This window comes from Stygiolobus caldivivus (assembly GCF_019704315.1).
Taxonomy (GTDB): domain Archaea; phylum Thermoproteota; class Thermoprotei_A; order Sulfolobales; family Sulfolobaceae; genus Stygiolobus; species Stygiolobus caldivivus.
Genome location: NZ_AP024597.1, coordinates 1,462,292 through 1,488,499, shown reverse-complemented (window position 1 = coordinate 1,488,499; position 26,208 = coordinate 1,462,292). Strand labels below are relative to the sequence as shown.

The window sequence follows — 26,208 nt, the reverse complement described above, 5'->3', positions numbered from 1 at the left end:
CCTCTGCTCTCTACCGTAAATACACTCACCTTATGCTGACGATAACGCCTTTTGTAGACCGACCGGGTATAACGGAACTGTTTAGGTCATAGTAACAGAAAAGATAAGGGAAATAAAACTTATAAATGTCTCATGAAAAAATATGGATCATGAGTTATCAAGAATATTCCGGGCTCAGAAAATTGAGGTTAGCGAGCCTCTTCGCGAGTATATCAATGCTCCTGGTCTATGTAAGCATACTGCTCGGCTATACTACACTCCTAAACTTGATAACACTTATAATATCTTTCGGTTTTTCAGGAGCGAGTGCAATAGCGTTATTACTTTTGGTAATAGCTGGTGTACTCCCCTTCATAGGGGTCGGAATAGGGTTGTTCTCGACCTTCGAAATGCTGTTCGGCTTTAACGACCTTTCCTCTAATATGGAAGAGGCCAGGACTGGTAGGTGGGGGGTTATATTCTTCCTTGTAGGGGTGATCCTATTTGCCATTTACCCTATAGGTGTCATACTGCTTTACGTACATGTAGGGGCAGGTCTAGGGATAGCTATCGGAGGGATCGTCACAGGGTCTGTCATAATTATTCTCGGGATAATATTGATCGGGATAGGGTATCACAGAGTAGGGATAAAGTATAACGAAAACACGGTGAATGTAGGGGGGATAATTACTACAATACTCCCGTTTGTAGGGTTCATCATAACCTACGTTGGGTTAGGTTACTTACTGAGGAAGCCACCCTTCAACCAGTACCAGCCTTATCAGTACCAACCCCTCATACCTCCGCAACAACAGCCCCAAGCTAGACAACCCTCATCACCTTTACCCATTTACCAGACCGGTCCGGTGGCGGTCATAAAACCCGACGGCACGGTCAGCTTTACAGTATTCTCATATCAGCCGGCACAGCTGGTAAGCGCTACTATAGAAGGGACAAACTATAGTACCGGGTCTATTTCACCTAACTTTGTGCAGCCTAACCAACCAACTAATGTGACTGTGAGCTTCGGGCAGGTACAGTTACAACAAGGTAGCCAATATAAAATAATAATGACCGCTATGGTGAACGGTTCTCCACTACAGTTCCCAGTCATAGCTAACACTTGAGGGGGTCTAATCTTTTTCTTCTATAAGGTCTCTGAAAGCTGTGTCCAAAACCTGTGTTGAACCTTTCCTTGTCTAAATTTTCCTCTACGATAGGGTGTGTACCCAGGGCAAAGTAGGGGCTTTTTAGCGTCTTCCCTATTTAAGTAAACCGGTCCTGATAATGATGTTAAGACACCCATTTCCTAACTATTATCTCCAACTTAAGGTGAGTGATGGTGAGAAGTAATAACTTTATTTTTCAGCAAGTACTGATGTAGATTGCCCTTGGTACGGTCCTCGTAGAATTAAAGGGTTGCCGGGGGTAGTTTTCTCCCATATCTCTTCTGGGGTTAATAACAATTTTCTGTAAAGTACTACGATTGGACTAACACCTTTGTATGACGGTTCAATATTGGGTAGTAATAGTTTTTCTTGATATGCGTAAACCCCTTGATAATGCGGGACTTATTTTAGTTGGTGCCGGTTACATGCACCTATTGTCCCTAACCATTAGAATTTGTATTCATGTTATGCAGTTAAAAAGAGGTGTGACTATATACGGGTCAAATATGAGCTCTGTAATGTTTCATTATTATTAATTTTTATATTAGTGATATAGAAAAAAGAGACTTTCTAGCTATATAGTTTCTTTACTGTCCAATCTTTAAATAAATCCCCTCAATATTTTTTTACCAAGATATGTAATTGTTATCACCGTGTTGATTGTAAATTTTAATTAAACAATAATAAAAATAATAACAATCAGGTTAGCTTAAAGTACGTCTTAGCTACCCGTATGTACCCCACTTCCATAACGGTCAGCTACCCTATTGTTTGGTAGTACACAGTTTTTCATAACGTCCCCAAAATGGGGGAAGGGGGACGGTCTCACTTATACTTTGGCACAACTGACTTGCCCTCCGATCTGCAAGAGCGAGGGAGTTTAAGGCGAGAGACTCTCCGCTGGAGTCTTTATCTAATGTTACAGTTATAAGGGGTATATAGACGGGACATGTAGGGGACTTAAAGAGGGGATATGAGCTCCGTCATCTTCATTGAATTCATGCCTAGACCCCAGAGCTCTGGGTCCCATTGAGCTACGAGGCGTTTCTCGGTTCCCTATATCGTAGTACTAACGCTCGAGGCATTTCGGAGCAGGAGGTTGATAAACCTCCGTAACGTCCCGTCTTTTTCGAGGAAAATACACCGCGTCCGGTGACAAGGTCTATCGATCGTCCCTTTTATGTCATGGAGTATATAATAAAAAATTTTCTTAGTTATTGCTTTGCGGACTAGTTCGATTTTTATCTGAGTTAACGTGGAACTTGCTTTTAAGTCAACGCCTGATTTTGAACTTAAAAAAGTTTAACGAGCTTATCATCTTAGAAAATTGAAGGATTCAGCAAAACTTAGTTATCTGAGACTACTACTAACGGCACCTCACTACAAGGGGCCTAAGGTATTGAGTTTACCAAGGTTACCAGCTGGTCAGCAGCGACTGTGGAGTTACCAAATACTATGACTTCATTGATCGTACTACTGTCCCACTTCACTATTATAGACGCGTCTTCTACTATCTTACCCTCTGAGACCACCATACTGTGTGCAGTAGACAAGTTATAGTTGTAAAATAAGAATTCGTTTGGTGATACGTTCTCGAAACCCGGTTCTGTAGACGCCTGGTCTTCCAACCCCATAAACGCGCCTTGTGCATAGCCCACGTTACGGTAATTGAACTCAAACCCGCCCAAGCTTACGGCCCCGTTAGTAGCGTTATTATAGAGCAACTCTATAGTCCCGTTTGAAAGCCCTTGGACGTGTTCTCCGAGCGCGAGAAAGATTAAGAAGCCTATAGTAAACGACGTGTTCTGGTTCGCCTTAACTAAGGACCCGTTATCTGACACTACGTAGATGCTGTTGTTCACTATCGCAAAGCTCAGGTCGTCCACTACACCCCACTCCCCGCCTAGGGTACCGCTGACTTGGGACGGAGTTATAATACAGAACGGTACACCTGACGCGGTAGCTGATGTGGTCTGAGTAACGGTCGACTCTGTCGTGGTCTCTGTGGTAGTCGTGGTCTGTGTAGTCGTGTATGTCTCAGTCGTAATGGTCTGTGTAGTCGTGTATGTCACGGTGGTAGTCTCGGTCTGTGTAGCTCGAGAGGTCGTACTGTTCACTTGTGAAGCACTCGTCGTTATACTGCTCAGGGGACTGGTAGTCTGTATTACACTTGTCGGCGGGTGACTCGCAGTGTTTTGTGTCGTAGTGAAATAGGGAACCGCAAACACAATACCCAGAATTACCGCTAAGGCGCCTATTACCGGTATTACCTTCACTAACAAGGGCTTCCCACCAAATATATCTACAAGTATTTTTAAAATAGAGGGATAACAGGAATAGCCCAGTTTTGTCCTCCTCATAGTAGGTCACACTACATTAGAGCTAACCTTTATAAATTTTTAGAAGGTTAGAGGCACTACAATGAGTAGCATCACTGCGATGGATCATGACTTAGGTAACGGTAGTAGTCCACGTATAGGCTTAAGCGTTATAGGACATCAGAAGGCGGGACAAGCGTATTGGGCTTAGTCGAGAGATCAAAGTATTTAATCGGTCATGATTTACCCCCGAGTTTTAAGGGGGATTCCCTGAAGTAGTGAGGACCTTAAAAGAGCTTATACTTAGGGCTGAAAACGATTATGAGGAGTTGCCGAACCGTTAGGATATAAAAAAGAAAAGAGAAAAAGAGAAGAGGGAAGCAGGCGGTTATTTTCCGTGTCTGTTATTTACTCCCTGATTTCCTCCACTTCTGTCAGAGGCTTAGCTATTTCTTCCAAGCTCTTCCTTTCCGCATTTACACCGTACAGGACTTCCACTACGCCGGCTACCGCCATCAGTGCGGCCCCGAGTAAGTACCCGTAGAACAAGTTTATCCTTAACCCTGACCCTATTAGGGCTCCGAATATCGCGGGTGCCATGACCCCACCGATCCCGGTACCTATGGCGTAGAACACGGCTATCGCCATCGCCCTTATTTCCAGAGGGAACACCTCGCTCACTGTAAGGTAAGCCGAGCTGGCACCGGCAGAGGCAAAGAAGAATATTACTACCCAAGCGATGGTTTGCGTTAACGCACTAAGTACCCCCAGATAGAAGAGGTAGCCAGTGACCGCAAGTAGTGCCCCGGACAGTATATAGGTCAGTGATATCATCGCTTTTCTGCCGAAGGTATCGAATAGCCTGCCTAATAGCAGGGGGCCGAAGAAGTTACCTATAGCGAACGGGAATATATACAACCCTATTTGGTCTGCTGGGATACCGTAGAACTTCCCCAGTATCAGTGAGTAAGTGAAGAATATGGCGTTGTATAAGAACGCTTGTCCGGCCATCAACCACAGGCCCAATACCGTCCTCGTAGGGTACTTCTTAAAGACTGTGTTCACTACGTCTCCGAAACCTATGGACTCTCGCGGTGTAATTACTAAGTACTTCCTCGGCTCTTCTAGCTCCTTGCCCGTCTGGTCCCTTACCTTATTCTCTATCTCCGAAACTACGGCTTCAGCTTCTTCCTCCCTACCGTGGACTAGTAACCACCTGGGGCTTTCCGGTAAGTATCTCCTGATCAAGAGGACTGCAAACGCCAGTGATGCTCCCACGAAGAACGCTAACCTCCAGCCCACGTCTATGGGGAATATATGCGGGTTCAGTAAGTATATTGAAAGTATTGACCCTACGATAGTCCCTACCCACCAGCTACCGTTTATAGCCAGGTCTACATGGCCCCTAACTCTGGCCGGGATCAGTTCGTCTATAGCGGAGTTAATTGCTGAGTACTCCCCTCCTATTCCGAGCCCTGTGATAGTCCTGAAGAGGGCTATTGACGCGAAGTTCCACGAAAACGCGGACGCTACGGTACCCCCGATATACGTAGCTAAGGTTATCATGAAGAGCTTTTTCCTGCCGTATCTGTCTGTTAGGTAAGAGAAGAATATCGCGCCTATTACCGCCCCTATCAGGTACGCTGTCCCTAAGAAGCCCACCTCGAAGCTGGAGAGCGCTAAGGTCTTGGGGCTCTCTAAGACGTCCCCTATTACCCCTACTATTGTGACCTCTAACCCGTCAAGGATCCAAGTAATCCCCAATGATATGACCACTAAAACGTGCCAAGGAGACCACGGTAGCCTGTCCAGCCTGAAAGGTATATTTGTGTGGATCTTTTTACTTTCAGCCACAAAAAGCCACCTTTCCACAACTATGTGAGTTATCTTACTTAAACCTTTCTAGTAAATATAAACCGTATAAACGAAATAAGTGAATATAATAATTTTTGAGTACATGTTTTAATCATTTTGAAAAGTTTAAATCCGGACTCACCTTGGTAGGTCTAGTTAAAGGTTGTTGTGTAATCTTTAAGAGAGCCACTCATTTTTACGCTGACTCGTTTATACGTGGTGACAGTAATTAACTCCTCGGGACTGCTCTTCAGCTATTAGGGAAGTCTTCTGGGTTTATCTGTGTGAGGACACGTTATTTATACCCGGTCGGTTAATCAAGGGCAACGGTGCATTTGTGTAGGGCTAAAAAATTCGCTGAGTATGGGGATCGACATTGCCCTTTAGTTCGGACAAGTTATGGCTCGCCGTCATCAGGTGCTTAACAGTTTATAGAGCGTTAAGTGGACATGTGATAGGGACACCTAAAACTGGCCCTAGCAAGTACAGTCCTAGGACTAAGAGGGACTCGTCCGGTACCTGCTTACAGTTAAGTGAAGATCGTGTTCATATGTAGCGGGACTTTTACTGTGTGTAAGGAGACTCCGTACCACTGCTACCATAAAATAGTCACAAACTATGACCGTGCACGTTAAATAATACGGTAGAAGGACACCGGTTCCCCTTTTCCGGGGGTTCCCCTTTCCAGATGGCTCACCGCCCCGACCAATAGGCTGGGGTCGTGTCGGCGGACGGTAGAATGGGGTACACGTTGAAAGTAGCTCATCATAGAACGCCTCGGGCCTTGTAAAAGAGAGATAGCGGTCTACATCTCACAGTCCCGTTAAGCCTTCGACCATCTTGTGGGGCCGTCATTCACGTCACCAAAATTGGTAAAGGTGTGCACGAAATGTATAGGGTAAAAAAAAAAAAAGGAAAGGCGGGGCTTTTCTCCCCAGTCACCTAACTTTAGCGAGGTAAATCCCCGGGAAAATTATTAAGGCAACCACGTATTGCCTGAGTAAACCCGTCAACTGTCTGACGATAAGCGTCACAGCCCTTCAAAGACAGGGTGGAGGCTAAGGTAATTTTCCAAAAACCGCTACACCTACGATGTCCGCTCCGGGCTTATGTACTCTGCAGTACACCGGCTAAAGCACCTACCATGGGTACTGTCTAACGGTACGGTCGCTGATTTTGTTCATATTTAATAACTATAGAACGTCAAAAACTTTAATTTGAAGGTAAACTCTAAACGCTATACGACCAACGATATGAGGGCCCGGACTACTGATCCCTTTAAAGGTCACGGGTAGTGGAAATACACCACCTTTGTCCTCGTATAGAACTGTATAGCCTCCTCCCCGAGTTCCTTATATATATCGTTACCCGACCCCTTAAAACCCCCGTAGGGCACCCACTGGTCCAGTTCAATGGTAGGCCTGTTTACCTTCACGTTCCCTACCTCGACCTTTTGGCTGAACTCCATGACCTCACTTATATCGTTACTGATTATCTCCGCTGTAAGGCCGTACTCCGTAGAGTTCACGATCTCTATAGCCTCATCTAGGTCTTCGTATTCCATTACTGAGAGGACTGGCCCGAAGATCTCTTCCTTAGCGATCCTCATGTCCTCAGTTACCTTATCAAATATTGTGGGCCTGATGAAATAGCCGTAATCGTATTCGTCACTACCTTTTACGGGCTCTCCCCCATAGACCAGCCTGGCACCTTCGCTTTTCCCTATCTCTATGTAATTCAGTACCTTCTCGTACTGCTCCCTGCTCGACACGGGCCCCATTTCTACCCCTTGTTTCATCCCGTTGCCTACCACTACCTTCTTAAACCTCTCGGTCAACGCGTCCAATACCTTGTCATGGAGCTTTTTGGGGACTAGGAACCTTGAAGTGGCTAAACAAATTTGTCCTGCATTCCTCACTGTGGACGCGGTCACGTGCTTTATCGCCATGTCGATGTCCCCCTTATCTGTCAGCACTGTAGCGTTCTTACCACCTAGTTCTAACTGTACCCTTACAAACCTGTTCCCCACCCTCCCGTTTATCTCTTTGCCCACCTCCAGCGACCCCGTGAACGATATTGCTGAGACGTCCTTATTGGTGACTATCTCGTCCCCTACTTCCTTCCCCGACCCGGTCACCATATTTATTACCCCGGGCGGTACTCCGGCGTCGTGAAACGCCTTAACTATTTCCAAAGCGGAGTTTGGTGTAATACTGGCGGGTTTGAGGACTACCGTGTTCCCGGTAGCTATGGCCGGGATGACCTTCCATGAGGGGAGGAGGAAGGGGAAGTTCCATGGAGTTATTAGCCCTACTACTCCCAATGGTTCCCTCATAGTTAAGGTAAAGCTGTTCTTGGTACCTGAGGGGATCGTCCTGCCCAAAGAGTTGAGGATTAGCCCCCCGTAGAACCTCAGGAGTACTACTATCCTCTCCACTTCATACCTGCTCTCTGGTAGGGTCTTCCCTTCTTCTAAAGTAATGGTCTTGACGACCTCCTCGCTCCTGCTCTCTAACACCTCTGCCGTCTTGAACAGTATCTTCGCCCTCTCATAGACTGTGGTCTCCCTCCACTTCTCAAAGGTCTCCTTAGCGACCTTTATGGCCTCTATCACGTCGCTTCTCCTAAGCATGGGGAACTTTGAGACCACTTGCCTGTAGTCCGCGGGGTTCCTGATTTCGTAAAACTCCCTGTCCTGCGGGACGACGTATCCCCCTATGAAGACACCTTTTTCTATCATTTAGCCATAATTTAGTAATTCTAGTATTTAAATTTTTACTCTCAAGTATATATTATATCAACTCTTTTTTAATTTTTACAATTTTTAATATATATTTTCAACCGTATATATTTCTTGGGTACTGTTAGGTACCTCAGCGGGCACCTCAAGGAGTGCTAAATAGCTCGGGCTGGGCTCAGGCTGGGTTATTGATGCTCAGCTCCCTATTGTAAATTTGGAATAACTCCCTTAGGATTAGTATAATCCATGTATAGATAACCAATACTTGCTAAGCTCCTATTAATCGAAGTTACCCTCCTCATCCCCCCTCTCCACCCGCTAACACCCCTTCAAGCTTTTCAGCACTAACTTTACCCGTGTGTAATTAACTGTTAATAAATAACTCAATAAGACAAATTGTAATAGGTCTGTGGACGACCTCCAAGTCATCACGTCTCTAACGCCGAGATCCTAACACACCTTTATATTTTGTCTTTTCGGAATTTATCTATGGAATACCTGATTATAGGTAGCGGAATAGCGGGCTATAACGCGTTAAAGGAGCTCATTAACGTCGACCCTAATTCTAAAATAACATTAGTGTCTAACGACAAGTACTACCCATATGATAGGCCCCCACTGTCAAAGTATTACTTAAGGGGAGAAATGGGACGTGATAAACTGTTCTTTGAAAGCGAAAGCTTCTACAAGAGGGAAAACCTCAAGGTAGTTCTGGGGAAAAGCGTAGAGAGTATAGGGAAAAACGAGGCGGTCCTCGATGACGGGACTGCGGTAAGGTTCGACAAGGCTCTAATAGCTACCGGAGGTAGGCCGAGGAAGTTAGGGCTCCCCGGAGAAGGCCTTAAAGGCGTCCATTACCTGAGGACCCTCGACGACTGCGACTCAATTAAGGCTGAAATATCGAAAGGGAAGGAGGCGGTAATCATAGGCGGGGGGTTCATAGGGATGGAAGTAGCCTCCAGCCTGACTATGTTGGGAGTGAAGGCTAGGGTAATTGAGGTAAAACCTTATATTTGGAACACGTTTGTGGACGAAAAGGTCTCTAAGTTTATACAACAGTACTTCGAGAAGAAAGGGGTGGAGTTCCTCCTCAATGAAGGGGTTAAGGAAATACAAGGTGAAGGCAGGGTTTCTAATGTCCTCACTAACAGCGGTAAAAGGCTCGGAGCAGATATAGTACTTATTGCCGTGGGGATAGTACCTAATGTAGAGTTAGCACAAAAGAGCGGTATTAGCGTGAATAACGGTATAGTAGTGGACGAGAGGCTGGAGACTAGCATGGGTGGTGTATATGCTGCAGGAGACGTGGCTAACATTTACGACCCGGTTGAGGGAAGGAGGAAGAGGATCGAGCACTGGAATAACGCCGACTATACCGGTAAGTTAGCTGCTAGGAATATGGCGGGCAAAAACGAGGTATATAACTTCGTTTCGTCAGTCTGGTCTGACATATTTGACCTCCATATAGAGTCGGCAGGGGACACGGCAGGCTACGACGAATATGTAATAAGGGGGAAGTTCAACCTAGATAACCCGTCATTTAACGTAATATACCTTAAAGGCGGCACGGTGAAGGGGTACTTGGCGGTAAACAGGGACTTCAGCGAGCTTGAGGTCCTGAACAAGCTGATCGAGAAGAAAGTAGAGATATCGGGGATGAAGGACAAACTTACAGACGAGGGTTACGACCTAAAGGGGCTAATAAAAGAGTAGGCGGAGTTACCTAAGCCTTTTATGACCGGCTAGACTTGCGGTATATTTTGAAGGTAGGTGTGGGTCTCTCCCACGGTTAGAGACCCGAGTTTATAGGGGTGTCAGCGTATGTCACCTCCTAAGAGGTTTAGCCCCCCGTCAGGTATAACTATCGCGTTGCAAAACCACGCTACAGCCTCGTAGGTGTTTTTTTTATTTTACTTTTGCTCACTCTCAACATGTAGTAGATGTGTACTTGCCCCGCTGGTGACCGGTGTATTTACTCTCTCCGTCCGGGCGTAAGGCTAATGGTACCAGTCTTACCTACCTGAAACGTGTCAAGGCGTTAAAGTCACCGCGTGTTATGTCTTTCTCTTTTTTTATTCTATTTTCTCTAATATAACCGCGGGTAGATATTGTTCGAAATCAAACTTTTTAATAAATAAGTTATTTGTTAGATCATGTCGAGGTCTCTTTCCTCGATTTCAGTCCTCATACCCTTTTTACTTTCAGCTTATGCGATGTATACCATTTCCTTTGTAGTCCCGCAACTCGCGCACTACCTGTCCACAAGTATCTCTAACGTGGTCTTCGCGATAACTCTGTCGTGGATAGGCGGGGGCATAGGTGGCTTTTTATTCGGTAGGCTCGCAGATATAATAGGGAGGAAAAAGAGCTTACTAATCTCCTTCTTCCTCTTCGCACTCCCTGAGATATTGGTCTACTTTGTACACAACCTATTAGAACTTTATATACTGTGGTTTGTTATCGGGCTCGGCGTAAACGGTGAAAACGGTATAAGTTACGTGATAGTAGCGGAGCTCAGGCTCTCTAATTTACGCGGTTTTCTGGGAGGGGTGATGCAGGGCTTCTACGCTTTAGGGGCACTGTTGGGCGCTATAACCGCGACGCTGGTAGGGGGTGACTTCCTGCTCATATTCCTTATCGCCGGGTTAGCCTCTTTACTCTCCTTTGTCTTTTACCCGTTTATTCCGGAAGAGCGGGTGAAGTACGGTAACAAGAGTAAACTGTCAGATATATTTTCGAGTAGGATGATAGTGTTAACTGTGGTGAGTTCAATAGCCTCTCTGACCTCTTTCCTGTTCATAATCCCCGCGTTTGAGCTTATGCCCACCATCCTCAGGGACGACACGTTAGTAGCTGTAGGAGACGTGATAGCTACGCTGTCCTTTGCCCTTTCCGGCTTTATTTCTGACGTTAAGGGCAGGAAGTTTTCCGCAGTCCTCTTCGGCGTGTTAGCCGTAGTGTCTTCGTTCCTCTTCCTCATATCGGACTTATTTGCCTTAGCCGTCTATTTTTCATCGGCTTTCTTCGCCTTCTTCGGTGTCTGGTTAAGTGAGCTATACCCCGCGGAAGTAAGAGGTACGGGGAGCAACTTTGCACTGTTGGTAGGGAGGGTTATAGGGGGAGGTTTCGGGACTTTCCTGATAACGTTATTGCCTTTTCCCCTGAAAGTCTCCCTAGCAATAGCTCTAATCGCCACTTCTGCGGTAAGTACGGCGAGTATGGGCCTACTCCGACCTGTTAAATGAGCCTATTTCACCCCTCTAAGAATCGCTTTGGAACGCCTAAACGCTTGTTTAACCTAATACCGTGGGCCTACCGGACAGCGACTACACCCGATAAGGGTGATATTAAGGCAAATGTAGGATAAAAAAACTTGGCTTAACGCAAAAAGAAAAAATGAGGTAACCTGCTTATTTACTTGACGGGGCTGTAACAACGACTCTCTTCCTTACTGTGCTCCTCTGCTTTATCATACTCTTCTCGTACTTCTCATAACACATAAAAACAAATCTGGATTTTCTCATATATAAATATTCTTTTGTAAAAAAATTAACTATGGTTTGTTACAAATAGAGTAAGGCTTAAACCCCACATCGAGCTCATTAAGCTCTCATAGGGTCGGGAAATTCAGCTCTGCGTGGGGCCAGGACTTATTCACAAGGGTTAAGAGACAGTTTAACTCATTTTTAACTCATGTTAGCTAGGCACTTTTACCCTTTATAAACAGTGTTGTTGACCTTACTCACCACTCGGTACATTAAGACGGATACCTCTTCCTCCTATTTACTCTCCACCCCCTGAACAGCAGGAAAATAATTAATTCAGTGACTATCACGGCTATTGCACCTTCATAGAGCTTCTTTGAGGGGGATGGTTGGGTTATGCTCGTAATTATCGAAGTGATTACGTGGACGGTCACGTAAGACGTAACAGTCGTCCGTGCTACAGTAGTGGTCACGTAATCCGTTACAGTAGACGTAACAGTGGAAGTAGTGGTAAACGTCACTTTAGTAGCCTGTTCAGTGGTGCTCAAGTCTATCGTAGTATTCCCGTCGATCAGGACGGGTTCGTAAGACCCGTCTACCAGAGCGAATACGTACTCCTCCTGCGGGACATAAAAGGACTCGCTACCGTATACGGGGACGTTAGAGTTGACGTAATAGAGTTTTTCCAGCCTAAAGTGCGTCACATTGGGCAGACGGTCTTGGAAAGGTAGGGAGATATTACCGTAAGGGCATACTTCAGCCCCGCCAACATACCGTGTCTCGTTGACGAAGTATGAAGAAGTCCCGTTAGGGTACCTGACCACCCATAGGCTGTTAAACGGGAACACCACCACCTTATTACCGGTTATGATGACGCTCGGTAATGCCAGTATCTGTGGTTCGTATAAGCCCTCGTGTGTCTTGTTATAGACCACGAAAACCCTGTTCCCGCTCCCCAAATACGCCCTCCCGTGGACGGCGCTCTCACCGGTGTTAGGGAAACCGCTGAAAATCGCTGGCGGGACGTACCACTTGTCGTCTACCTCGACGGTAGTGGAGACCGACACGTTAAAGCCCGGGGCGAAGCAAGCGATACTACTGTCACCGTACCCTACTATTACCGTCCCGGGTAAGCTAACCGCGAGGCCCTTATATACACCCGGTAGGTAACGCGAGACGTTAAGCGTATCGGTCCCGTTGGACAGGTAAAAAGTGACCACTACCCCGCTCCCGTTATAGTGCCACAAAGTGGTCAGGGTATAGGACTCCCCCGTCATTACGGGCTGTGTATCGTAAGTGTGGTAACTCCCGTTGTAGTAAAGGCTTATGCCCCACTCAGGGTAGGTGTGACTCCCGTAGTACCAAAGGACGTTCTGTACGAACACTTGTGTGTTATTGATAGACAGACACACGTTCTGTTGGGTCGAAGGTATCTGTGAAGTGACGTTAACGCAGTAATAAGTGATAGTGGAGTTTATCCCGCTTATCTGCATTATGGGGAACTCATACCCGTAATCACTTGAACCGACCCCTACGTATATGTTAATTTGAGAATAAGTAAGCAATGAAACTAGGGGAAGGATTAAGAGTAGGGGTAAGGCAACACTCAGAAACCCTTTATCCACTGCTTCATAGTGTAATGAGGGCTTTTAAAACTTATCGAAAAACAGCCCATAAGGAGCATTCACGTTACCCCGTTATTAAGGGGAACAGTACACGTCTAGGTATGATATAAGGTCGAGGTAAATGGGTCATTCATGGCCACGTTACAATTTCAGTTTGTGTTATTGAAGTGGTATTTTAACTGTTAATTACACGTGGATAAGATTAATACTAAAATGCTTGCGGGGGATAACGGGGGAAGATGTAACTCTAACTGACTAAATAGTTTAGCCAGTATCTGGTTATTTGTGTACATAGGATTATATGAATTTGACAGAGAGTATTCCAAATTATAGTAGAGACATGTACGGCTAAGTGAATTATAGTGATTTGTCATAATGAGTACGAGAGCGGACATAGTATCCTCACCGAGCTACAAAGTACCTTTACGGTACTCGAGGCGTGTTAAGGTCTTTTTCCTTACAACGTCGCTCTGATAAAGGATTCCCTTTCACTCGTAATTCATATTTAGTAAAAACACTTTGAGTGTTGAGGGCAAAATTTTATGAAGAATTTATTTAAAAACGCCTTAAAGGCCTGCTTTTGGACACGTTGTTAAGGGTGATGTGTAGGGAGAAGAGGTCGCATGGGATCGCAGGACTGATGTCTCCAGCTTAAGCCCAAAAAGTTATGGAAAAGTTAATAAATTCAACACGAGAGAGTTAAGCTATGGGAGTACTGCTACCCCCTCCCCATATAAGGTACAGGGGAAGCGAAGAAGCTACAGAAGAAGAGGAAGAAAAGAAGGACACGTGTTACCACTTTCAGGTAAAACTCTTACGCACCGACTACGGCTTGACACTGGTAATAGACGGGAACGTCCAGTTTACAGAAAAAGACGAATACATCTACCACGAGGCCTTAGTGCACCCTGCAATGGCCGTAGCCAAAGACCCGGAGACCGTGCTCATCATAGGGGGTGGGGACGGCCTCGCGCTCAGGGAAGTGCTGAAATGGAAGAGTGTAAAGAAAGTGTATTTAGTGGACATCGACCCCTGCGTTGTCAAGCTGGGTATGGGAAAACTGAGGGAGCTCAATAACGACGCGTTCCTCGACCCCAGAGTAGAGGTCGTCATAGGGGACGGGAAGGAGTTCTTGGAAAAAAGAGACATTAAATTTGACGTGATCATAATCGACTCGACCGACCCGGGCGGGGACGTTAGCTCGGGAGGGCTGTTCACGGAGTCCTTCTACCAGCTGGTGAAGTCCAGGCTTAACAAGGTCATGGTGACCAACGCGGGGAAATACGGTTCTGAGGAGTTCCAAAGAGTATATTACACCGTGTCCAGGGTGTTCCCGTACGCTAAGGGGTATTACGTTAACGTCCCCAGCTTTAACGGGGAGTGGGGTTTCGTCATGGCTTCCACGTCCCCACTGATGGTAGGGTATGTAAACCTGCCCGAGGGGGTAAAGTCCATTAACGGGGACTTCCTCTACTTGGTAACTCAGGGAGTCACGCCGGTGAACACTCTGAGGGCCGTAAGCGAAAGCGACCCCATTTCCCTCAAGTACTTTTCAGGGGTAGAGCTCGAGGACGGAGAGAAGTTAATAAAAGCGTTTAACCTCCCGTCCTATACTGTAGGGGTTACCAACAAAAGGGTAATAATAGGTGAAAAAGAGATCGGGAAGGCCAGGGTGGTCGTGCCCAATAAAGTCAAATCGGTAGTCGAGAGGAAGAGTACGCGCGTCACCCGTGTAATAGTCGCGTTAGCAGCACTCACTTATTACACCTTATTCCTCTCAATCGACGCGTCGGGTGTTGACGTGCCCCTGACGGAGCTCATAGGGATAGCGTCGTTACCCGCCGTCATCTTTATATTGTTAGGCCTATTTTCGGCCAAGAAGGTAAGGTATACGGAAATTAACGATATATTCCTCATACCGGACGAGCACAAAGAGGTATACAAGGCTATAAAGGAAGTGTTCAAACTCTGACCCACCTCTTTTTTCAGGCTGTAACCCGTTTGGCCCCACAAGTAAAGGGGGTGCTGAAACCCTGATCTCCTTTTAGCGGAGGGACCTAAGGCCTTTGTGTTTTGCCCGGTCAAGACGGTAATAACGCCCTTAGAGGTCTGTATGTACCCCGTCGGGGGTTTACAAACCCAACAACTTTCGGGGGACGTATAAGTAACGAAGTCTTTGTTCAGGGTCTTGACCCAGCCGTATATTTACAAACCCAACTCTCGGGGAGCGTATAAGCCTCCGACCGACCGGGTTTAGTTTCTCAGAGGGTAAGCTTACCCCTTGTAAGACCACCGTGACACACACTGGGACTCTCCGGCCTCTTATACCGTTTTACCTAAAACCTATGCCCACAAGCCTTACTAGCTAAGCCCTTGATATCACAAGAGGCCGAAAGCTTCGCCCTTAGGGGCGGTGAGGAAGTCAGATAACTCACTATCGAGCACCGGGTTTTAAGCGTTTATACCCGGTCAGTCAATAAAGGGTAGTATAGTTATTAGTGTATGTCTTAAAAAATTACTAAGTGAGAGAGAGGGAGGGCCTTATACCTTAGTCCCCTAATATAGAGGAGTGCCGCTGATAATAAGGTCAAGTCCCTACACTCTCGCCCGTAACCACCTCGAGCTGACGATAACGTGGCCCTTTATTATTCTCTATCAGTTAATAAAGGGTAAAGTCGATTCCCTTGCTTAGCGAATTTTTTTTCCCTACATTAACGGTACCGTTGCCCTTTATTAACCTACCGGGTATAACTTACTGGGCAAGTGTAAATCACATTAGGGTAAAAGGGGTACAGTGACGGGTAAGTAAGCACACGCCTTCACAAATCCCAAATCGCTCACCCATCACGAGGAGGGCTACACAGTCAAAACGACTATATATCCAGTTGCAGTCTTTAACTTATGGTCAAGTACAACTCAAAACAAGTCCTGGACTACGGCGTCCCTTTGGGCGGTATCGGTGCCGGAAAGGTAGAACTCAACAACAAAGGTAAAATGGTAAACCTGACAATTTTCAATAACTGGCAGAAACCCGTAACCGGTATGAGGGGTTTTCACGTCTTCGTCATAGGAGACGACTACTATTTCCTTGAGGATGACGTAATGGTCAAAGGGATGGAGGACAGAGGGACGACACTGACTTATGAAGGCGAATACCCTTTCGTCAAGATAACCGGGAGGGGCACGACCCTTACGGCGTTTACGCCTATTATAAAGGGAGACCTAAAGGACTCGTCTTTGCCGGCCTTCGGGCTGACGGTAAAGGCTAAGGGGAAGATAGCCATATCCGTGGCAAACCTCGTCGGTAGTTTTTCGGTAGGCAGGAAAAACGAGCCGTTAAAAAACGGTTTTAAAATGGTCAACACTAAGGCTAACAAGTACGACCCTGCAAAAGGTGATATGACGTTCATCTGTAAGTCCGGTAAAGTAATACACCAGTACAACATTAACCTCTCCCCTCGTGAAGTTTTGGAAAAAGGGTGGGTAAAGGAACTATACGAGTCCCCCGACCCGTGGCTAAAACTAATAGACGGGTCTTTAACCCCCACGGACGGTGAAGCCAGGGGTATGTGGGAGGACTTTGCGGGCATGGTAGTCTCAGAGGACGAAGCCACGTGCGTCCTGAGTTGGTACTTCAACACCCCCACCCACCACTTCCCTTATAAACACTATTACTCTAACTTCTTTAAAGACTCAAAAGAAGTCGCGGAGTATTTCCTCGATAACTTTGACCTATTTTTTGCCAAGAGCTTGAGGTTTACAGACCAGCCTTTCGGCGAAGCGGTCGTCAACTCAGCTTATATACTCTCTACCTCAACTTGGCTCACCGATGACGGTAAGTTCGGGGTGTTAGAGGCACCTGAAGCCCTACCATTGGTGAACACCATAGGGGGCCTGACTTATGAGGCCTCTTCCCTCCCTATACTCTACCTTTACCCCGGACTTGAAAGGAAAGTAATAGAGATGTTTTTAAAGTCGGTCAGAGAAGACGGGTACGTCCCCCACGACTTAGGGTACCTGGGATTTGACGCACCTACAGACGGGACCACAGCACCTCCCGAATGGAAGGACACCAACGCGACCCTGATCTTAATGGCGTATAGGTACTACAAGCTTATGGGAGACGTCGAGGCCATAAAGGAGTTTTACCCATCAATACTCAGAGCCTTTTCGTGGTTCAACGGCGGAGTACCGGGTAAAGAAGGTAGTGGAGATGACGCATTTGACGCTACTTCTGTGAGAGGCTACGACTCCTATATTACATCACTCACTTATGTCGCGTCAGTAGCCATGGAGAAGATCGCCGAAGTTGTAAACGACCCCGACACGGAGAGAAAGGCCGAGGAGTTGGCCGAAAAAGCGCTGCAAGAGCTCAGGTGGAACGGGAAATTTTACACCGCGTGGGACGAGCCTGCAACTGACACACTGTTTCTAGGTCAATTTATCGCCTTCTGGTGGGCTGAACTCTTGGACTTACCTTACGATAAGGAAAAAGTGAAGAGGGCGTTAAGGGAAGCCTATGAGAGGATAAAGAGGTCTAAGACCTGTTGTGTCCCCAATACGGTTAACCAAGACGGCTCTCCCTTTAATTACTCCCCACAGACCGTCTCCTCTTGGGTAAGACTCGTGTTTGCGGTAGGCTCCTTAGCCCTCTGGCTGGGGATGGAGGAATGGCGGGAAATTATTGAACTGGAGTGGGAGGCGTTAGTAGAAAGGGGGATGGTGTGGAACCAACCTTCACGTCTCAACGTATTCACCGGGTTCCCAGACGTCTATCTAGACCATTACATAGGTAGCCCTGCTCTGTGGGGGCTGGTCTTTAAAAAGTAGCCACGTCCAGAATTATTAGGAGCGACAACAGGGTATATTAACTCTCCCCAACTCCCCCCCCCCCACCACTACCTGAACATTTACTTGAATACTTTACTAGGGCCTTATGTTAAACTACCAGTGCCTTAGCTTTTAGCCGTAAACGTAATTCACACGCTGGTAAAAATCACACGTGGGGGGATTTTACGTAAAACGCCATTATTATCCGCTCACACTTCAAATACCCTGCCTACTCCTGCGTCTATATACTTCTCGCTTAACCTTACCTGAAAACCGCTACAGTGTGCAGGGCCGATTTTATCTGCGACGCCCTCCAGTTCTTTAAGGACTTGGGCTACGTGCTCCTTCGGGGAGGAAAGTAGGTGTAACCCCCCTATTATAGCGTGGATTTTCTCCTCTTTAGTGACCTCCTTTGAGTGGCGGACTATGTTGAGTACCCCGGAGTGCCCGCACCCTGTTACTATTACCAGCCCTTTATCCGTATTAATATAGAGCGGTGCGTCATCTAAGAGTTCGTCATCCACTACCTTGTCGTCTTTTGCCTTCAGTAGCCCTTTATTATACCTCGGAAAACCGTAACCCTTTACCTCCCCCGCGAATACCACTCCTTTTGTGAACTCGATTGGTTCTCTGGTCAGGACGAGCTTGAAGTCACTCTCCATCTCTTCCCTGCTCAGGGGGAGCCCTATATACTCGATCCTCCCCCGCCAGTTAAGGAACTTCTTCTCGAAGATATCTGGGTGAGCTATTACCACCTTACCCCTTAAGAGCTCCCTCAACTTGTCGTTCCCTAACCCCCCCGGTGTGGTCGGAGTGCCCGTGGGAAAGTACGATATAGTCTACGTCTCTCTTCAGGTCTATGCCGAGGTATGGGGCGTTGTGGACTAGCGGTAAGCCGCTGTTCCCCACATCATATAATATCCCTACGTCATCAGCTTGTATAAACGCTGAAAAACCCCACTCCCCGATCAAGGGAGGGACTATCGTTGAGGTGAAGTTATCGCTGAGGACAGTTATTTTCAGTTTTCCCACTCTTTCCATATAATGTAAATGGTAATAGGGGTTTAAAACATATTGTAACAAGTTAAACCAAAGCCACTTTTTCACGGGGTGAGGTAGAGCGGTCTCTACAAGACGTCAAACCCCATTATGATAACAGACCCTAGAGTGGACATAGTGTCATTACGCTATAAAGTCTCTTCATAGTACTTAAGGCATGTCAAGTCCCTGATCCGCATCGTAGTTCTATGATGAGGCCCATTTCACGCTTAGTTTATAGCAGCAGTTATTCTACTTTTCCTTGGTAATACCAAACCACCGTTAATATCGATAAAGTTTTTAAGTTTACGTCTGGTTTATTAAAAAATGTAGAGTACGAAAAGGGCTGAGCACTGCAAAAGGTGAGCTTAGCACGGGAGAGCTCATCAGTCTGAGGGGTATAGAAGAGGGCTCCTCCTGTCCGTTGAAAATCGTTTAGGAGATACACAAACTCTAGTGAAAATATTTAAGTTACGTTAAAGTAGAATAAACTGCTGTTTATAACTTAACAACGAACACTATGACCGCACTCAGTAGCTCTAACTCAAAGCGCATATACCCCTTTGTATGCGGTAATAAACTTCCCCTCTAGCACTATTCTGAGTATAGAGTTACCTGCAGGAGCTTACGGCCTCCCCATAATTCATACCCGTTCAGTTAATAAAGGGCAACAGCACCATTAGCGTAAGGCCAAAAACCTGCCAAACAAGAGGACGGACGTTGCCCTTTGAACCCTGACAAAGTATAGCAGGACGCTAATTTAAATAAAAGTGTAATAACCGACGGGCGGGGGGGGGTGACCACATCTTGGAGTTCACACGTAGAGGATCAGCGAAGCGATATACTTATTTATGTTACCTTTGATGTTGATTTCGTCAAATATCTTCTTAGTTATGAACAGCGGTATCCCCGAGCCCCCCTTCTTTACGTACTTGGTGACCTTCTCTATCCCCTTTTTGTCCCCTTTTAAGTAGAAGTAAGTTAAGAGTATTGGTGCTAATGAGTCCATCACCTCTGGTTCCCTCAACAACTTCAGTCCCGTGACAGGTCTCCCACGTACTCGTATTTCCTCTACTTCTTTGAGGAAGCCGTCTACGTCTTTCCCGGTAAGGGCTAAAGCCGCTCTATATAGTACCTCCGCTCGGAGGGGTGGTATCGGTTCCGCGACCTCACCGTATAGCAGTAACTTGGATATGAGGTATGCCAGTAGCACCCTCTCCTTCAGTGTCTTGTCGGGTAACCCCTCGACCTTAGAGTACAGATCCACGATGTCCTGCAGTACGGCCTTGTAACCGTACTTGGAGGTGAGGAGTTCTTTGGCGAGCTTTACCTTATAGGCCTCCAATAACCACGTCGCCCTCTCTTTATCCAGACTGGGCTCATTAACAATATAACTGTACACCGGGGTGACCATTAAGTCTATTCGTTCTAATGCGTCGGCGAAATCTCCCTCTATACCGTAATTGTAAAAGGTCATAACCCCTGCTGCGAAACCGTACATGTCCACCACTACGGATATATAGTCCAAGAACTCTTTTTTGTCCTGCAGTTCCGCATCGTAAACCACGTCGTAGACCGTACGTATAGCCTCGTCGTCTATCACCTTAGCTACCTTAGTGAACTTGTGGTAGAGCCCCTCGAGGACGTTATAGAACTCTACGGCTAACCCCAGATTATCCTTTTCCATTATAAGGGGTCCCATTTCAATGAGCCCCATCAACGCCCCAAAGACCTCTACCGGGTCCTTTATCCCCTCGGGTTTGACCTTACCGTTCAGCACCATGTCTACCGCGTATACGGGGCTACACGCAGCCTTGGCTACACCTGAAAGCCCGGCTATTTTGGTTACGTGGTCTACTATTTTTTGGGGGCTACTCCTAGTATTGAGGTAATACTTAAAGGCCATCTTCATGTACTCCCGTACTAATTCCTCGTCCTTAGTAGCGACCACAGCGTCATACAGCTTTTCCTCAAGTTTTTCGAATACCCCAACCTCTTCCAGATAATATACGTAGACCTTCATAGCATAAAACGCATTCCTAATACAGTTTATGTCGACGTCATGTGAGGACAGTACCCTATATACCGCCGCGTAATTGTACAACCTGCGCTCAAATATGTTGAGGGCACTTTTCATCACCTCCGATGCATTATCCTCGTCGACCTCATAAATGTGTTTCAAGAGCTCCCCCAGTGAGTCGCAGGTCTCCTTTAATTTGTCCCCTAAATCCCATCCAAACTCCTCCAATATGTCGGGGTCGTAAAGGACTGCGTCCGCCAAGGGGGAATAATTGCCGTAAGCGGTCTTTACGAAACCGTCTATACCAGTCTCGGGGTAGTAAACGAATTTTGACACATTATCAAAGTACACCCTCAATAGGTCGTCCTGCAGCCCTTGCTCCTTTACCGCCCTTATTAATTCCTCCCTCACCCTCTGCACTGCCTGCTTTTTGTCTATTTCTACGCCCTCCCCTATAGTATCACTCCTATAGTAAAAAGCTGAAAACCACCTTAGGAACGGTTCGTGGACACTTTTGTTAAGGTACTTCAGCACAGCCTCGCTCGCCTTCACAGGCAGGGGTAAGTAGTCTTTCCCCAACGCAAATAGGGGTAAGTAGTTTTCCATTAGCTTGACGTCACCGCCGAAGACCGTGTTTTTAATGTAGTTGTCCATCTCGTATAAGTATTGGTCTTCTATTTCGTCTTCTTCCATACCGTACTTAAGCTCGTGGAGGTCGTAGTAATAGTCGGGCCCCGGCCTTAAGGTGTCGGCGTGCGGCCTCTTACGCCTCTTATTTTCCTTTAGGTATAAATAGTCTATAAATTCCGAAATATACTTGTCCGAGTGTATCATAATACATACCGTAGGTATGGAGTAGTATAAGTCCTCGGTGAGTACTGCGATATACCGCTCCCCTGATGTAAGCTTCTCGTTTAAGCTTAAGAAGTTATAGTTGTTGTAGTCGACCACGTCTACTTCCCCTATCATTTGACGTATAGAGTCAGCTAAGGTAGACTTTGCCGACTTTATGGGGCCTACTATACACAAGTCTGCTCCATTAAGGTATATGGACTTACCCCACTCCGCTAAGTCTACGAAGAAGGGGTCTATTTGGGGTACGGACACCGCTTCTCCCTTAGGTGTGACCTCTTTCCTAGCAAGGACTTTCTTCGCTGTACCGGGTAGGAGCCCCAGTGCCCAGTCCAACCTGTAATATACCAGCTCCTTCCACGTGTCGCTTAACTCCCCCCAAGCGGTCTTGAAGTCTATACCCTTTGGTAGTACCGACCCAAGTGCGTGGACTATGGCTTCTTCCCCGCTCACGTCCTCTGGCAGGAGCAGGGCGTAGAGCCTCTTCAGCCCTAACACGACGTTTAGGGCCTTGTCCAACTTGCCCTGCTTATACAGCTCCACCCCTTCGTTCACGAGCTTTGGTATGACCGTATAGTGGTCTGGCATTGCCACTGTGGAATATAACAGGACTTTTGATACCACTTTGTCATCCCTTATGCCCTCCTTATATAACGTCCTGATCGCTCTTAAGCCCTTCACTTTCACTACTTCACCTTCTATCCCCCTGAGCGGTGACACCAGGGAGGGTTTGTCTGTGGGGGTCACTTTCCCCAGTACGAGGTCTATTACGTAACTCCTGCCTTCTATTACCCCCCTACGTACCTTGTCGACTTTCTCCTTCCAAGCGTTTAGTTCGTCGACGCTGTGGAACTCCTTGGGCAGTTCTATATACTGGACTTTCTCACCGCAAAGCCCCCCGCAAGCTTCAGTGATAAGGGTGGTCTTCCCGACGAAGGGTAGACCACCTACGAATACCTTATCCTGAGAACGTAATAATTTCCTGAGCTGTTTGGCGTTTAAGACCTCTACCACTATATAACTAAACATGGGGTAAAATTTAAACCTTAGAATATTATGGGGTGTAACGTCTCCATTGTAGATCGAAATATCCTCTACGGAATTGGTATAATTCGTGGACAAATAACCAAGTGTGTGGGACGTCCTATCTAATTTAAGTCATGCCCCCTACTCTTCACACCAGTTTTTTAGTATTATACTTCGTCAGGGGTCAAAGGTCAACGTCCACCTTCTTTTCTAACATTTTTTTTTTTGGACTTACGCTAATGGTGCTGTTGCCCTTTATTAACTGAACGGGTATAATTTTACTTGAGACGTATAATTAACAGTTAAAACCCACTTCAATAAGACAATTAGAAATTCCAATGGATATGTGGAACGACCCGAGAGAGTAGGTTATACACAATTAAATATACACTTGTCAATATTAATACATATCACTTATAAAAGTGTAAGGTAACAATTTTATGATTTAGTTTATCTAGAAGGGTTTCTCGTATACTGTATTATCTTCTCACGAACTATACTGACACAAGGGAAAAATTTCAATTTGCGACGGCACTTTAAAGCTCAGTTTGCCCCTCATTAGCCTACCGAGTACAGTAACCGTTCACCTTTAGAGGTAACTGAAAACCATTAGAGTAGACTTGAATAATATGGAGGAGAGTAAAAAGACTAATGAAGAAGTCATTTATTATAATACTATTAATCTTGTTAGTTGTTACAGTTGCTGGAGTAATTTCATATGCGTACTACACGGTTTATCTACCGCAGCAATACCAAAAAGAGTCAGCAAACTATTACAACCAACAAATAGAGAATATGGGTTATTATTCACGAGGGATGATGAGTGGAGGGATGATGGGGAGTAGAGGGATGTATCATATGATGGGTTATTACGGAGGGTATGAAGTGATGTATGAAAGTACGGTACCTATACCTGAAGCCGTATCCACGACGAAAAGTGTGCCTTCATACGCGAAGGTATTCCCTAATAATGATAGTATAATATTTACGTCAAAGGATATCACTATAACGGTCTTATCGATGGGACATAAAAGGGCTGTAAACTTAACCGGTTATACTCCTCCCTCTTATGCTCAAGATAACGTTTTCGTGATTTACGGGTTAATAAATCCCACGTTGATAATACCTCCCGGTGCGTCAGTCCACGTCGTATTAATAAACCTAGACGCGGGTGATTATCACAATATTGCCATAACCTCCGTCCCCCCTCCTTATCCGTATTACGTCATGATGGACATTAGAATGAACGTATTGGGAATGACCCCCTTCTTACCTCCAGCGAATTATAACTCCGGACAAGCTTATGAGTTCAGTTTTACTGTTACGTTTTCTCAACCCGGAGTCTACTACTATTTATGTGAATACCCAGGACACGCGGAAATGGGAATGTACGGGAAAATTATAGTAGCGTAAGATGGGGATCCCTTTAACCAGTTCCTAAGCATTTTATCCAAAGCCTATGTGTCGGCATGTTTATACCAATTACACACGTAGTATTGCAAACTTCACGATCAGGGTTTTGGAGCTATTGAATATTTGACGTAAAATGATATATGAGTAGCATTTTACGTAAAAACTTACGTCGATATGTTTTTACTAATTAGGTTGAGCTATTACATTTTTCACGGTTAAGAGTTGGAGACTCTTGAGCTTTTAACATAAGATTAAGTATAAATATTAATATAAATGTTTAGTGTAATACTCAGCAGTCGCGATTTTTCAATAAATGCTATATGAGTATTAACGTAACTGTTCAGGGTAATACCAGACCACACGTTTCTCAACCCTAACTGCAGACCTATACCCAGTTAATAAAGGGCAACAGTACCGTTAGTGTAAGGTCTAAAAATTTTTAAGGAGGAGATGAGGTTTTTGACCTTTGACCCCTGACAAAACCTGACTTTCAGCCTAAAGCTTTTATTTACTGTGTGGGGTTAAATATAGGTGTGGACGAACCTTACAGGAGTTTGCTAGAGAAGCTGGTTAACCTGATGAAGGAGAAGCTAGGCGACGATTTGGTGTCTGTAGTCGTGTTCGGGAGCATAGCTAGGGGTGACTACCGGAGGGACAGCGATATAGACCTCTTCATAGTCATTAAAAACCTCCCCAAAACTGTGACGGAAAGGGTCATATTGTTTGACCAGTTCGAGGTGATGTTAGAGGGGGACTTAGAGAGGCTTATGGACGACGGCTATTACGTGACTTTCTCCCCTATCCTCAAGACCCCGGAGGAAGCAGGACATTTCTCGCCCCTTTATATGGACATGACACAAGACGCCGTAATACTTTATGACGTAAACGGGTTCTTTAAGGGGGTACTCGACAAGGCGAGGAAAAAGCTGGAGGAACTGGACTTTGAGAGGGTCTGGGTGTCTAAGAAAGCGTGGTATTGGAGGAAAAGGGACTACAAGTTCGGGGAAGTAATAGATTTCGGTGACTGAAGTTGGATAACAAAGACTTAGTCAGGTCTTATGTTAGGCAGGCCGAGGAGAGGATAAAACACGCCAAAGAGGCCCTGAATGACGGGAATTACCCCTATGTAGTACGACAGTGTCAGGAGGCCGTTGAGCTACTCCTTAAGGCGTCCCTCAGGTTCGTGGGTGTGGAGCCACCTAAATGGCACGATGTAGGAGTAGTCTTAAAAAGGGAAAGCGGTAAATTCCCTAAGTGGTTCCAAGAGCTGATAGACGAGCTTTCTTATTATTCGAGGGTCTTGAGGAAGGAGAGGGAGCCGGCGATGTACGGTGACGAGGAGACCGGTACCCCGCCAGAAGACATTTATTCCAGGTTTGACGCCGAAAAGGCTTTACAGATGGCGTGCAGAGTCCATGAGGTCGTGGTCAAGTTAGTTAATAGTTAACCCGTTTATGCCCAGCCGAGCACTAAAGGGCAACTCCCTCGTTGGGGATGTGCGTATTTTAAGTAGGCTATTATCACGCTTTGACAGTGTCCAGATAAGCGACAGCAGTTATTCTACTTTTCCTTGGTAATACCAAACTAGCGGTAATGTTGATAAAGTTTTTAAGTTTACGTCTGGTTTATTAAAAAATGTGGAGTACGAAAAGGGCTAAGCACTGCAAAGGTGAGCTTAGCACGGGAGAGCTCATCAATCTGAGGGGTATAGAAGAGGGCTCCTCCTGTCTGTTGAAAATCGTTTAGAAGATGCGCAGATTCTGTTGAAAATCTTTAAGTTACGTTAAAGTAGAATAAACTGCTGTAATATTGCACTAATTAGTGAAAGTGTCGACGTAAGGTCTTTGCACGGAAGCTCA

Annotated in this window: 15 protein-coding genes; 8 read left to right on the top strand and 7 right to left on the bottom strand. The window is 46.0% G+C overall.

The window, feature by feature from the left end; all coding sequences use genetic code 11:
* Positions 1 to 149: 149 nt before the first annotated feature.
* Positions 150 to 1,106 carry a DUF973 family protein gene (locus KN1_RS06845; RefSeq protein ID WP_221286514.1) on the top strand — a complete coding sequence of 319 codons (957 nt, stop codon included), beginning with the start codon at positions 150 to 152 and terminating at the stop codon, positions 1,104 to 1,106.
* 1,433 nt (positions 1,107 to 2,539) lie between these two features.
* On the opposite strand, the gene KN1_RS06840 is transcribed toward KN1_RS06845, so the two are convergent.
* The 3 genes from KN1_RS06840 to KN1_RS06830 form a co-directional block, all read right to left on the bottom strand.
* On the bottom strand, positions 2,540 to 3,508 hold the full coding sequence (locus tag KN1_RS06840) for a hypothetical protein (protein ID WP_221286512.1): 969 nt from the start codon (positions 3,506 to 3,508) through the stop codon (positions 2,540 to 2,542).
* 366 nt (positions 3,509 to 3,874) lie between these two features.
* On the bottom strand, positions 3,875 to 5,320 hold the full coding sequence (locus tag KN1_RS06835; RefSeq protein ID WP_221286510.1) for an MFS transporter: 1,446 nt from the start codon (positions 5,318 to 5,320) through the stop codon (positions 3,875 to 3,877).
* 1,285 nt (positions 5,321 to 6,605) lie between these two features.
* Positions 6,606 to 8,060, bottom strand: coding sequence for an aldehyde dehydrogenase family protein (locus KN1_RS06830; protein WP_225905613.1), 1,455 nt, complete (start codon positions 8,058 to 8,060; stop codon positions 6,606 to 6,608).
* A gap of 489 nt (positions 8,061 to 8,549) precedes the next feature.
* Between KN1_RS06830 and KN1_RS06825 the strand changes: the two genes are divergently transcribed.
* Together KN1_RS06825 and KN1_RS06820 are read left to right on the top strand one after the other, a co-directional pair.
* On the top strand, positions 8,550 to 9,773 hold the full coding sequence (locus KN1_RS06825) for an NAD(P)/FAD-dependent oxidoreductase (RefSeq protein WP_221290388.1): 1,224 nt from the start codon (positions 8,550 to 8,552) through the stop codon (positions 9,771 to 9,773).
* A 440-nt stretch (positions 9,774 to 10,213) separates the two neighbouring features.
* Entirely contained in the window at positions 10,214 to 11,305 is a 1,092-nt protein-coding gene (locus tag KN1_RS06820; RefSeq protein WP_221290386.1) for an MFS transporter, read from the top strand.
* A 512-nt stretch (positions 11,306 to 11,817) separates the two neighbouring features.
* On the opposite strand, the gene KN1_RS06815 is transcribed toward KN1_RS06820, so the two are convergent.
* A complete protein-coding gene (locus KN1_RS06815; protein ID WP_221290384.1) occupies positions 11,818 to 13,170 on the bottom strand; it encodes a hypothetical protein in 1,353 nt (450 codons plus the stop codon).
* Positions 13,171 to 13,876: 706 nt separating this feature from the next.
* Here KN1_RS06815 and KN1_RS06810 point away from each other — a divergent pair.
* Entirely contained in the window at positions 13,877 to 15,142 is a 1,266-nt protein-coding gene (locus KN1_RS06810) for a spermine/spermidine synthase domain-containing protein (protein ID WP_221290383.1), read from the top strand.
* 929 nt (positions 15,143 to 16,071) lie between these two features.
* On the top strand, positions 16,072 to 18,000 hold the full coding sequence (locus tag KN1_RS06805; protein WP_221290381.1) for a GH116 family glycosyl hydrolase: 1,929 nt from the start codon (positions 16,072 to 16,074) through the stop codon (positions 17,998 to 18,000).
* A gap of 209 nt (positions 18,001 to 18,209) precedes the next feature.
* On the opposite strand, the gene KN1_RS06800 is transcribed toward KN1_RS06805, so the two are convergent.
* From KN1_RS06800 to KN1_RS06795, 3 genes are all read right to left on the bottom strand, one after another.
* Positions 18,210 to 18,779, bottom strand: coding sequence for an MBL fold metallo-hydrolase (locus KN1_RS06800; RefSeq protein WP_225905812.1), 570 nt, complete (start codon positions 18,777 to 18,779; stop codon positions 18,210 to 18,212).
* The gene (locus tag KN1_RS14760) at positions 18,757 to 19,041 is read right to left on the bottom strand and encodes an MBL fold metallo-hydrolase (RefSeq protein WP_225905811.1); all 285 of its coding nucleotides are present in this window, start codon (positions 19,039 to 19,041) and stop codon (positions 18,757 to 18,759) included. Before KN1_RS14760 ends, KN1_RS06800 begins: the two co-directional genes overlap by 23 nt.
* Positions 19,042 to 19,852: 811 nt before the next feature.
* A complete protein-coding gene (locus KN1_RS06795; RefSeq protein WP_221290840.1) occupies positions 19,853 to 22,924 on the bottom strand; it encodes a hypothetical protein in 3,072 nt (1,023 codons plus the stop codon).
* A gap of 663 nt (positions 22,925 to 23,587) precedes the next feature.
* Between KN1_RS06795 and KN1_RS06790 the strand changes: the two genes are divergently transcribed.
* The 3 genes from KN1_RS06790 (at position 23,588) to KN1_RS06780 (ending at position 25,796) form a co-directional block, all read left to right on the top strand.
* Positions 23,588 to 24,349, top strand: coding sequence for a plastocyanin/azurin family copper-binding protein (locus tag KN1_RS06790; RefSeq protein WP_221290380.1), 762 nt, complete (start codon positions 23,588 to 23,590; stop codon positions 24,347 to 24,349).
* A 533-nt stretch (positions 24,350 to 24,882) separates the two neighbouring features.
* On the top strand, positions 24,883 to 25,377 hold the full coding sequence (locus KN1_RS06785; protein WP_221290379.1) for a nucleotidyltransferase domain-containing protein: 495 nt from the start codon (positions 24,883 to 24,885) through the stop codon (positions 25,375 to 25,377).
* Between the two features lie 2 nt (positions 25,378 to 25,379).
* Positions 25,380 to 25,796: a HEPN domain-containing protein gene (locus KN1_RS06780; protein WP_221290377.1), complete on the top strand. Its 417-nt coding sequence runs from the start codon at positions 25,380 to 25,382 to the stop codon at positions 25,794 to 25,796.
* The last annotated feature ends 412 nt before the right edge of the window (positions 25,797 to 26,208 follow it).

Excerpts from the sequence above, each read along its gene's own strand:
- KN1_RS06845 (WP_221286514.1), top strand. The coding sequence starts at position 150 with ATGAGTTATCAAGAATATTCCGGGCTCAGAAAATTGAGGTTAGCGAGC.
- KN1_RS06840 (WP_221286512.1), bottom strand. The coding sequence starts at position 3,508 with ATGAGGAGGACAAAACTGGGCTATTCCTGTTATCCCTCTATTTTAAAA.
- KN1_RS06830 (WP_225905613.1), bottom strand. The coding sequence starts at position 8,060 with ATGATAGAAAAAGGTGTCTTCATAGGGGGATACGTCGTCCCGCAGGAC.
- KN1_RS06825 (WP_221290388.1), top strand. The coding sequence starts at position 8,550 with ATGGAATACCTGATTATAGGTAGCGGAATAGCGGGCTATAACGCGTTA.
- KN1_RS06820 (WP_221290386.1), top strand. The coding sequence starts at position 10,214 with ATGTCGAGGTCTCTTTCCTCGATTTCAGTCCTCATACCCTTTTTACTT.
- KN1_RS06810 (WP_221290383.1), top strand. The coding sequence starts at position 13,877 with ATGGGAGTACTGCTACCCCCTCCCCATATAAGGTACAGGGGAAGCGAA.
- KN1_RS06805 (WP_221290381.1), top strand. The coding sequence starts at position 16,072 with ATGGTCAAGTACAACTCAAAACAAGTCCTGGACTACGGCGTCCCTTTG.
- KN1_RS14760 (WP_225905811.1), bottom strand. The coding sequence starts at position 19,041 with ATGGAAAGAGTGGGAAAACTGAAAATAACTGTCCTCAGCGATAACTTC.
- KN1_RS06790 (WP_221290380.1), top strand. The coding sequence starts at position 23,588 with ATGAAGAAGTCATTTATTATAATACTATTAATCTTGTTAGTTGTTACA.